We start from the raw sequence: 9338 nt of genomic DNA, 5'->3' as shown, positions 1-9338 counted from the left end.
GTAGGGAACGCATATATGCGTTCCCTACATTATTAAAACAGAATATCGATTTGAGATTTGAGAAAATTCCAGATAAACATATCTGAAATCAAAAATCGGTGTTTGGAGTTCGATATTCTCTATTGCTTGTTGAATTATAATTTTCAGATGCCGGAGAATGAGGCAGGAGGCATCCTGTCTATACATTATCCCTTTATACCTTTTTCTCCTTGTCTTAACAACAACATTTCTGACAATTAAATAACGATCTCACATTAATGAAAATTATCCACAACCCAAAAACTATTCACTTTTCACTATTCACTATTCACTTCCCCCTTTATCCTTATTTTTTCTTTGCGGTCTCTGCGAGCGTTGCGAGAGACTTGATTTTCCAGATGCCGGATAGAAAAAAGCCGTCCTTTAAATCCTAAAGTAAGAACGGCTCTTTAATTTGCATTTTACTGTGTTTACTTATCTTCAGCCCAGATTTTTACAAGATTTATAAGTACTTCCACAGCCTTTTCCATGTCCTGCAGAGCTACCCACTCAAGACGGGAATGGAAATTATGGCCGCCTGTAAAGATATTTGGAGTTAAAAGCCCCATAAAACAGAGTTTTGCACCGTCTGTTCCGCCTCTTATTGCATGGCGCTGCGGTTCAAGGCCTGCCATTTTTACAGCTTTCTCCGCATACTCAATTACTCTCGGCTCCTCGTCAAGTTTTATCTTCATATTCTTGTATTGCTCTTTAATTGTAAGATTTATTTCAGCGCAGGGATGTTTATCTGCAATCTTATTCCTGATATCATTTAATATCTTTGATTTTTCTTCAATGCCTTTCAGTTCAAAATCTCTTATCAGAACCTTAAGATGAGATTCATCCACAGATCCGGAAAGTACGTAGGGATGTAAGAACCCCTCTTTTTTCTCTGTTGTTTCAGGAGCAGGATAAGAATTTATCTCATGTATAATATCGCCTATAATTCTTATGCTGTTAACCATTTTGCCTTTTGCATATCCGGGATGTACATTAACCCCTTTAATCTCAAACTCTGCAAGAGATGCATTAAAAGTTTCGTCTTCTACTTCTCCCGGGCTTTCACCGTCAACAGTGTATGCAAAATCAGCTCCGAATTTTTCAACATTAAAATATTTTGTACCTTCACCGATCTCCTCATCAGGAGTAAATCCTACCTTGATTGTTCCGTGCTTAACATCAGGATGAGTTGAAAAATACTCAAGCATTGTCATTATCTCTGCTATACCTGCCTTATCATCTGCGCCGAGAAGAGTTGTTCCGTCAGCAGTAATAATGTCGTGTCCGACATGCTCTTTCAGATGAGGGTTGTCAGCAACTTTAATTACCTGTGTTGTATCACCCGGAAGTACAATATCTTCGCCCTGATAATTTTTATTGATCTGAGGTTTTACATCTGTATCCGACACTTCAGGCGATGTATCAACATGCGAGATAAAACCAATTGTTTTTATCCCATCAGATATGTTTGAAGGAAGGGTTCCGAAAACATATCCGTGATTATCCATTGCAGCATCTTTTAATCCCAGAGCCTTCAGCTCTTCAACGAGCAATCTTAAAAGGTCTTTCTGCTTTTCCGTACTTGGATATGCATCTCCGGCTGTTTCAGATGATTTAGTATCAATCTTAACGTAACGTAAAAATCTCTCCAACAAATTTTGATTCATTGTTTCCTCCGAAATTTTATTTCTTTTTTTTACGCAGTTCTTCAGCAATTGTATGAATATCTTCATCCAGTCTTGCCAGTCTCTTTGCCGTATCATTCATTCTCCATTCAAGAGAGCTCAGCATCCAGAATTGGAAATGAATAACCTTAGCCTCATTATGAACAAGATAAAATATTTTTATGGAAAGTACTACAAGCCCGACTTCGACTGCAGGCAGCTCCAGATTTTTAGGAATAAAAGGAGCGGAAATCAGTGTCCCGAGAATCAGTATCAGCATAGCAACATTGAATACTTTGCTGAATGTTGTTGGCTGGCCTCCCACCTGTCCCACAATCTGTTTTATTGTCTCTTTTTCCCTTATAAACTCTTCCAATTCTTCTTTTGTAAAGTCTTGTTTCTTCTGTTTTTGCGGACCACTCATATCAATTTTCTCCGTTCTGTTTTTCAAAACTCAAAAAAGCAGTTCCTGAAGAATCACCCTGTACGCGGGTCTGTACGATTCAATATAAACACTGCTGTGACAGACAGCCGGGAAATTTTCCTTTTCCATCTGTTCCCAAAAAAGCGATAAATCATCTTCTTTAAATCTGATGGTTCCCTCTCTGCTCATCTTACTGAGATAATCTCTGTAAAGCATTAAAGCTGCAAAATCCCCTCTGAATTTCATAGCAGATTCATGAACCATGTTCGCCATTTGTAAAATTGTTCCGCCCATCCCCCTGTAAATTCTCAGATTTACTCTTACGACCCTGGATCTGGGATCAATAATCTCCATAAGACCTTCCTGGAAAAGGGGTTTTCCTGCATCAAGCCACTCTTCAGTAAGATCTTCCTGAATCTGATTAATACTTGTGAAAATATGCGCAGGTCCCATTGCAGCCTGATAAACAAGTTTGTACAGATCTTTTATCTCAAGTTTTTTGTACCGCTTTATATGTGTTAACACAATGTTCTCAAATGTCTTATACAAGGTTTCCAGAGCTTTTCTCCTGATAAATTCAGCCGGATTTAACAAGCCCGAATACTGCAGAAACCGATTTCTGAGGACTCATCATAAAATTATCCGAAACAGAAATACCAATTTGATTTCCACTGCATACTCTTAAAATATCCTTTTGAGCGGACAATACCCAGTCTCCGTAACCCGGGCTGAACCTCGGAGTCACTTTAAACCCCTCTTTTTCCGCTTTTCCGGCAATTTCCTGCCTGTGTAGAATATCCGCAGCATAATCTGCAGTCTCCGATCCTATTGCATCAAGAATAAGCGCGTCTGTCATGTTTCCGGAATTTGATAATTCCGCCACCTTTTGTTCAAGACTTTTTCCTATTGTAACCATAAATAGCACTGCAAATTCCGACTTTTTAAGAAGACCTGCAATATTTTCACTCTTTATTCCAATATCCTTTTTCCCAAGCACAACTCTTTCTGCGGAAATTTCAGTTATGGAAAAAATTGTATAAACTCCCGAAGGATTCATCAGGTCTTCGCTCAGACTGTACATCTTTTCAGTGATTTCCCGGATAGTTTCCGGTATTTTTACTGAACCCGGAGGATACCCCATTCGTCTCAGTACAAATTTTTCCGGTACTTTCAGTTTTGCAAAATTGTGTATTTTCCCTTTAATCTGATCCATTAAAACCTGAAATCCCTTTATTACAAATTATAGCTTGCATAATCAGCGCCGAAATTTTTCCCGTTTTTATCAAAAAGTTCCTTTACATGATTATCCATAGTAAAATAGATAATCTGCCAGCCGGCTTCTGCGAGAGAAAAAACCGTTTTAACCAGAAATTCCCTTCTCTGCCAGTCCGAATATTGAAAAGCATCATCAAGAATAAAAAACAGAGAATTATCCTTAAAAATCTGTGAGCTGAAACCAACCCGCAGAGCAAGAAGTACCTGCTCCTGTGCGCCTGTACTGAGGTCATTTAAAGGAAAATCGTGAAAACCGTCCGATACAACAAGAGAATCACCTGAAAGCGTAATATCAGTATATCTCTGAGTAATGTTCTTTAAAACCGTGTTAAGGCCCTCCCACTGAAGCCTCTCTTTTATTTTTTGTTCCTCATCTCTCGCAAAATCCTGTATCACATTAAATACAATATTGGATGCATACAGCCCGGCTTTTACATTTTTCAGATTTTCAGTAGTTTCCAGTTTTTTATTTCTGAGATTATCTATCAGAACCTCCCACGCGCTGCTTATACTGTCGCCTGTAAGCCGTGAAATATTTACCTTAAGATTTGACAGAGAATCTTTTTCTTTTTCAATTTTTTTCTCAAGCAGTAAAGATTTCTCCTTTAACTTACTATATTCAGCCTGATTAAAATCAGCAGGCTGGGGCTCTGAAATAACCTGACTTCTTTCAACATTAAGCTGTGCTGTACGGTTTTCAATTTTACGGAGATCCGATTTAAGGCTCTCTAATTCTTTTTCTTTTGAGCTGATAAGAGAATCCGCATTTTCAAGAGTGCATGTTTTGCCGCACAGAGATAAAACCATGTTTGAAAGATCTGATAAAGCACGGTTAAGCTCTTGTGTTTCAGACGGTATGTCTCTTAATCTGACAGTGTATATTTCATAATCGGATTTGAACAGGTCAGACAAAGTCTGCACATCAACTTTGGAAAAATCCCTGCCGAACCTTTTGTAAAATTTTTCTTCAAGCTCTTTCAGTTCCGATCTCTTTACAGCAGAATCAACAGACCTTCTGAGTTTGTCCGAATATACTACAATCAGAGCAATTCCTGTAATTACAAGAATACTTGTTAAGTAAAAGGGTACAAATTTTAAAAATCCTGCAATCAGTCCGGAAAGCGCGCATGTAATTCCGGTTATCAGGAACAATTTCGGAACATCCGGTTTTACAACAGAAGAAAGGGAATCATACTCTTCTTTAAATTTTTCAAGCCACCTGTAATTTTCCGCATTTTTTTCAGACTGGCGCAGCTGCTGTTTCAATGATACGATTTTGCTCTGTTTTGATCTGCACACTGCAAGCTGGTCTCTGGCCTTTTTAATCAGAGTCTCGTCTATTTCTGCAATTTTTTGTTTAATCTCATCGGATTTTTCATACAGAGTAAATGCAAGATATTTTTTTGCATCCTCCATAACACGGATTTTATCAGTAAGATCATCTCTCTCTGATTTAAGCACTGCAATTTTCCCTGCAGAGAAGTTTTGATTTACCTCGTCAAGCAAAGTGTTAATTGTCTGATACTGGCCGGTAAGTTCCACAAGATCTTTTCCCCTGCCTTTTCTCTGAGCAATTATCTCTCCGTTTTCAATTGTTGTGTTTTTTTCAGCAGGAGGAATTCTTTGTGCAATTACATCAAGTACGCCCTTTTGAGAAATGTACTTTTTTACAATTGTCTTATCACTGTCTCTGGGATTGTCAGACAACTCCAGTTCCGCTCCTTTAACAACAAGCAGCCGAGAAAGATCCGGAGGCAGCCCGGGATTTGAATCCTGCAGATAGTCTTCAATCTTTTCAGGAGAATTTGGAGAGAAACTCAGATCATTATCCGTAATACCACTGACAATTACTTTACCTTGCGCAGAACTGTTTCTTAAGCTCCATTTTGAAGCGCTTTTAAAAAGGGATTTTAATATAAATTCCACAAGAAATGTTTTGCCGTGCTCATTATGCCCGAAAATCACATTTATCTTTTTAAACCCAATTGACAGCTTTGGTACAGGGCCAAGGTTTTCAGCTTTTATTTCTTTGATAAAAACAGCCACTTATTTATCTCCGTAAATTATATGAAGTGCACTAAGCATAACCTCTTCTCTCGAAGGCTGGGTCTCCCCTCTGTTTATCCTGGTCTCTATTAATTTTGCCCTTACTTTCAAGGCAATCTCGTTCTTTTCAAAATCATCGCTTAAAAACACTTTTGATAAATCCGGCGCTTCGTTATTGTAAAAAGAAAAATCTTTAAATGCATCCCTTACAATTTTATCAAGTGCAGATTTATCTTTTGTGTATCCTTTAACAGTTATTCTGATTTGTATGCGTACAGCCCCAGCTTTATCAACAGCCCATTTTTTTATCAAAGCTTCCGCCTGATTAAAAATGTACTCCTGTTCGTTATCTACGGGGAGTATAAGAAGTTTTTCATTAAAATATAATAAAGGCGACTCTACTGCCACAGATTCGGAATCTGCGGTTTCCGAATCCACTAAAAGAAAACGCCTCTTCCCTGTTTCGTTTATATCAAGAGGACAGGGAGATCCTGCAAAATGTACAACAGGGCTGTCAATGGGTTTGTGTATGTGCCCCAGAAACACAGAAGCAGGTTTGTGTGTTTCCAGGTCTCCTCTTGTTAAAGGCATGTACAGCCCTGGCTCGTAAGGATTTGGCTGATTAATTGTTTCAATCCAGTCTCCGTGGCTTATTAATATCCACTTTCCCGGAACAAGCATATCCCTGTCAGAAACGTTCTGAATCTGCTCACCGATAGTTGTATTTTTTTTGTACGGAATAAAACATACTGGTTTTGACATCATGTCAAATTGTATTATCTGAGCTGTGGATATTACAGAGATATTGCCTGACGCAAACATTTTCTGCTTAAGGCCCGAATCATGGTTTCCAGGAATTATGTAAATTTTAAAATTTTTTGCCGGATCTTCAGTACATATTTTTTCAAAAGCAGAGTAATTCTTTTCATCAGCATCAAACAGGTCCCCTGCAATAACAAGGGTACTGATTTTACGCTTATGCATTTCATCAAAAATAGCTTTTAATGCAATAAAACGTTCGTTATGTTCATTCTGTCTCAGATGAAGATCAGCAGTAACTGCAAATTCCAATTTTGCACCTCGTAAAAAATATAAGTAAAAGACAATTTGAAGATACGATTTTTTAAAGACAAGGTCAAGAGTTTGATAAAAATTAACGATGTTTTTTCATCACTAAACCGTAAGAGTACGGCGCGCCGTGCCTCGTATCAATCACCTCATGACGCGTGCTTATTTCCCCTTGCAACGAGTGCAAAGTACGGAAATAAAAAAGAAAAAAATATTTATCCGGCATCTGAAAATCTCCGCCCCAAGTTCAACTTGTGACGGAGGGGAAATTCAACATCTCTTTATCTTTTAATTCAAAATTCAACATTTAAAATTCAAAATTTCCTGTCTCAACACCATGAGTTAAAGAAAATTCTCAAGACACCAAAACCATTCACTTTTCACTACTAACCCCCTTCTCTTCTCTTTTCTCTTCCTCTCTTGACAAGACAAAGTAAATTTTGTATATTCTATCGCTTTGTTTTTATGCCGGGGTGGTGAAATTGGTAGACGCACTGGACTCAAAATCCAGCGGACCTTGGTCCATGCGGGTTCGATTCCCGCCCCCGGCACAAAAAGGCCGGCCATTATGTCGTTTTTTTTGCGTTCTTGAATATTCGTGAAATAGCTGAATCACAAATAGGTGCCGTTTTACGTTTGCTTGGGGAAAGCCAATCTTCCGGACGGTATGCACACCAGTAATCATGAAGCTCAATATCAATCTTCATTTGATCAATTAGCCCTTCCATAATACTCTCCTTTGGCTAATTAATAAATAACCTAAGGTAAATGGAAAAACTCATTTTCTCAAGGTTTCTACAAAATTTTCAAAAAACGTGTTTCTCTACTACCACAAAGCAGTTTTGTTCAACATAGTATTAGCTCTTTTTCTTTTTTGATTTCTTCGGCTTTAGCAAAGGAAGTTCTTTTTCTGTTAGTTTTATCAGAGTGCCGACCCACTCTCTGTTTTCAATCTGGTCCTCAATAAGAAAATATGGTTTAGCTCCCGGATAAGGAGGAGCCTCAACAACTTTGCCGATAAACGATCTCCCAGCTTCAGTTGGTTTTACAAACAACTGATTGTCACATATCAGTGCTGTAACCTTTCCGTTGCAGTAAAGCGCATATTCTCCGAACATTTTTCTGTAAGTAATTAAACCTGCGTTTTCAGCCTGATCTGCAATAAATTCAACAAAACTTAAATCTGATGCCATTCCTCTCCCCTTGGAAATTGTTAAGAATAGTTATACACATAACTGTCAAACTTAACATGAGCTATAAAATATAAACACCTGTGCAGTAAATCAATATAAAAAATTATAATTTGTGTCTTCGAAATAAACAGCGCGGAGTTTCTTAAAATATTGAATTTATAAATAAAAAATTCCGGCTCAGTCAACATCTCCCGCGTAATATGGGAAAGGATAAAAAATTTCGCTGTAAGCAGGCCTATTCAAATTATTCACAACCAGTAATATCCTTAAGCATTCAAGTAAGTACTATTCAGCCGGAACGTTATATCTTCTTTGGAAAAATCAGCATCCTGTCCGGAAACAATAGAAATAAATATAACTTTTTAAAACATAATAAAATCACATTGAAAAGTCAAACAAACTCTTTCCGGATATTCCTTCCCTAACGATTTTTTTCTTAAACCAATAATTTTATTTCCTAATTATTCTAAAAATTATTAAATTTACAAAGCACCCTATTTTAAAAAAATTTAAAAACCGAGCGGAGTAAAAAAATGAAAAAAGGCGTCTTTTACCTTTCAGTATTACTGCTCTCTGCAATGCTGACTAATTTTTCAGGATGCAGCAAAAACAACAAGCACACGGACATCCTTAAATGGGAACAAAATTTAATTAAAGCACGGCAGGATAAAGATAAAGAGTTTAAAACCTCCCCCACATCGCCATTTGCAGGCCTTGCAAGACTGACAGCACAACAGGGAGAGACAAAATACCTTGTATACAAAAAAGGTAAATACAGCCTATCTGATAAAAAAATAAATGGAACACTATTCTCGGTTTCTCAAAAACAGAATAAATGGCTGTTCAAATCATTTAATTCCGGGCTCAAATGCTTTTCCAGCGGGAAACCGATTAAATCCGGAGATATCCTCGGTGAAATGACTGAAGGCAGATATAAAAAATATCATTTTGTAATCTATCCTCTTGACGAGCGGCTTGTTATAATTGTATTTGATCCTGATAAAGAATCAATTAAGAATTTCCAACATCTTCTGTATTACACTCCTGACCCTGATTACAGAATCAATGCCAAATTTAAAAGATTTAAAAAACTCAATAAAATTGAAATGCTTACAAGCCAGAATCAAATTAAAACTTTTTACAGATACGCAAAAATTATATTTAAAATAAAAGGTCAGAAAGAATTCCTGATTGCTTATAAAAAAGACCTCACAAAAGGCCCCGGAGAAGCATGGATATTTATACCCTTTAATGATAAGACAAACGGTAAGGCAACTTATCCTGCAGGGAGATTCTTTGAAATTAAAGAACCTTTCGGAGATAAATTCATACTTGATTTTAATGAAGCATTCAATCCGCTTTGTAATTATTCCCATGTATATAACTGTTCATATCCTCCTGACGAGAATTCACTTGATATTCCGATTAAGGCAGGAGAGAAAAGATACCCGATAGAGCACTAATAATATTGAGGCTGATAAATTTGAAATCGAGAGAAGATATTAAAAGAGAATACAGGGAGCGGCAAAAACCTGCCGGAATATTCTGCATCAAAAATATTTCCAGCGGCAGACTATTATTAGGAAGCAGCCTTAACCTTGAAGGAGTATTAAACCGGCATAAATTCATGCTCTCAATTAATCAGCATCC

At 37.3% G+C, this 9338-nt stretch carries 9 protein-coding genes and 1 tRNA gene; 2 read left to right on the top strand and 8 right to left on the bottom strand.

Annotated elements, in window-relative coordinates; translation table 11 throughout:
• Window positions 1–449: 449 nt before the first annotated feature.
• From pepT to J7K93_00770, 6 genes are read right to left on the bottom strand one after another with little or no spacing between them, the layout of a single operon-like run.
• A complete protein-coding gene (pepT, locus tag J7K93_00795; protein ID MCD6115525.1) occupies window positions 450–1685 on the bottom strand; it encodes a peptidase T in 1236 nt (411 codons plus the stop codon).
• A 16-nt stretch (window positions 1686–1701) separates the two neighbouring features.
• The gene (locus J7K93_00790; protein ID MCD6115524.1) at window positions 1702–2106 is read right to left on the bottom strand and encodes a hypothetical protein; all 405 of its coding nucleotides are present in this window, start codon (window positions 2104–2106) and stop codon (window positions 1702–1704) included.
• A gap of 30 nt (window positions 2107–2136) precedes the next feature.
• Entirely contained in the window at window positions 2137–2631 is a 495-nt protein-coding gene (locus J7K93_00785) for a hypothetical protein (GenBank protein MCD6115523.1), read from the bottom strand.
• Between the two features lie 52 nt (window positions 2632–2683).
• Window positions 2684–3319, bottom strand: coding sequence for a hypothetical protein (locus tag J7K93_00780; protein MCD6115522.1), 636 nt, complete (start codon window positions 3317–3319; stop codon window positions 2684–2686).
• Window positions 3320–3339: 20 nt separating this feature from the next.
• Window positions 3340–5427, bottom strand: a complete 2088-nt coding sequence (locus tag J7K93_00775) for an AAA family ATPase (GenBank protein ID MCD6115521.1) — start codon at window positions 5425–5427, stop codon at window positions 3340–3342.
• The gene (locus tag J7K93_00770; protein ID MCD6115520.1) at window positions 5428–6498 is read right to left on the bottom strand and encodes a metallophosphoesterase; all 1071 of its coding nucleotides are present in this window, start codon (window positions 6496–6498) and stop codon (window positions 5428–5430) included.
• A gap of 464 nt (window positions 6499–6962) precedes the next feature.
• On the opposite strand from J7K93_00770, the gene J7K93_00765 reads away from it, so the two are divergent.
• Window positions 6963–7046, top strand: a tRNA-Leu gene (locus J7K93_00765).
• 15 nt (window positions 7047–7061) lie between these two features.
• On the opposite strand, the gene J7K93_00760 is transcribed toward J7K93_00765, so the two are convergent.
• Both J7K93_00760 and J7K93_00755 read right to left on the bottom strand, forming a co-directional pair.
• Entirely contained in the window at window positions 7062–7223 is a 162-nt protein-coding gene (locus J7K93_00760) for a hypothetical protein (GenBank protein MCD6115519.1), read from the bottom strand.
• A gap of 129 nt (window positions 7224–7352) precedes the next feature.
• Window positions 7353–7688, bottom strand: a complete 336-nt coding sequence (locus tag J7K93_00755) for a TfoX/Sxy family protein (protein ID MCD6115518.1) — start codon at window positions 7686–7688, stop codon at window positions 7353–7355.
• A gap of 533 nt (window positions 7689–8221) precedes the next feature.
• Here J7K93_00755 and J7K93_00750 point away from each other — a divergent pair.
• Window positions 8222–9151 carry a DUF1684 domain-containing protein gene (locus J7K93_00750; protein MCD6115517.1) on the top strand — a complete coding sequence of 310 codons (930 nt, stop codon included), beginning with the start codon at window positions 8222–8224 and terminating at the stop codon, window positions 9149–9151.
• Window positions 9152–9338: the final 187 nt, after the last annotated feature.

Source organism: bacterium (assembly GCA_021158245.1).
GTDB lineage: Bacteria > Zhuqueibacterota > QNDG01 > QNDG01 > QNDG01 > QNDG01.
This window is presented reverse-complemented; position numbering and strand designations above follow the sequence as displayed.

Bases quoted from the DNA above. Each gene is read 5' to 3' on its own strand.
- pepT (MCD6115525.1), bottom strand. From the start codon at position 1,685: ATGAATCAAAATTTGTTGGAGAGATTTTTACGTTACGTTAAGATTGAT.
- J7K93_00790 (MCD6115524.1), bottom strand. From the start codon at position 2,106: ATGAGTGGTCCGCAAAAACAGAAGAAACAAGACTTTACAAAAGAAGAA.
- J7K93_00780 (MCD6115522.1), bottom strand. From the start codon at position 3,319: ATGGATCAGATTAAAGGGAAAATACACAATTTTGCAAAACTGAAAGTA.
- J7K93_00760 (MCD6115519.1), bottom strand. From the start codon at position 7,223: ATGGAAGGGCTAATTGATCAAATGAAGATTGATATTGAGCTTCATGAT.
- J7K93_00755 (MCD6115518.1), bottom strand. From the start codon at position 7,688: ATGGCATCAGATTTAAGTTTTGTTGAATTTATTGCAGATCAGGCTGAA.
- J7K93_00750 (MCD6115517.1), top strand. From the start codon at position 8,222: ATGAAAAAAGGCGTCTTTTACCTTTCAGTATTACTGCTCTCTGCAATG.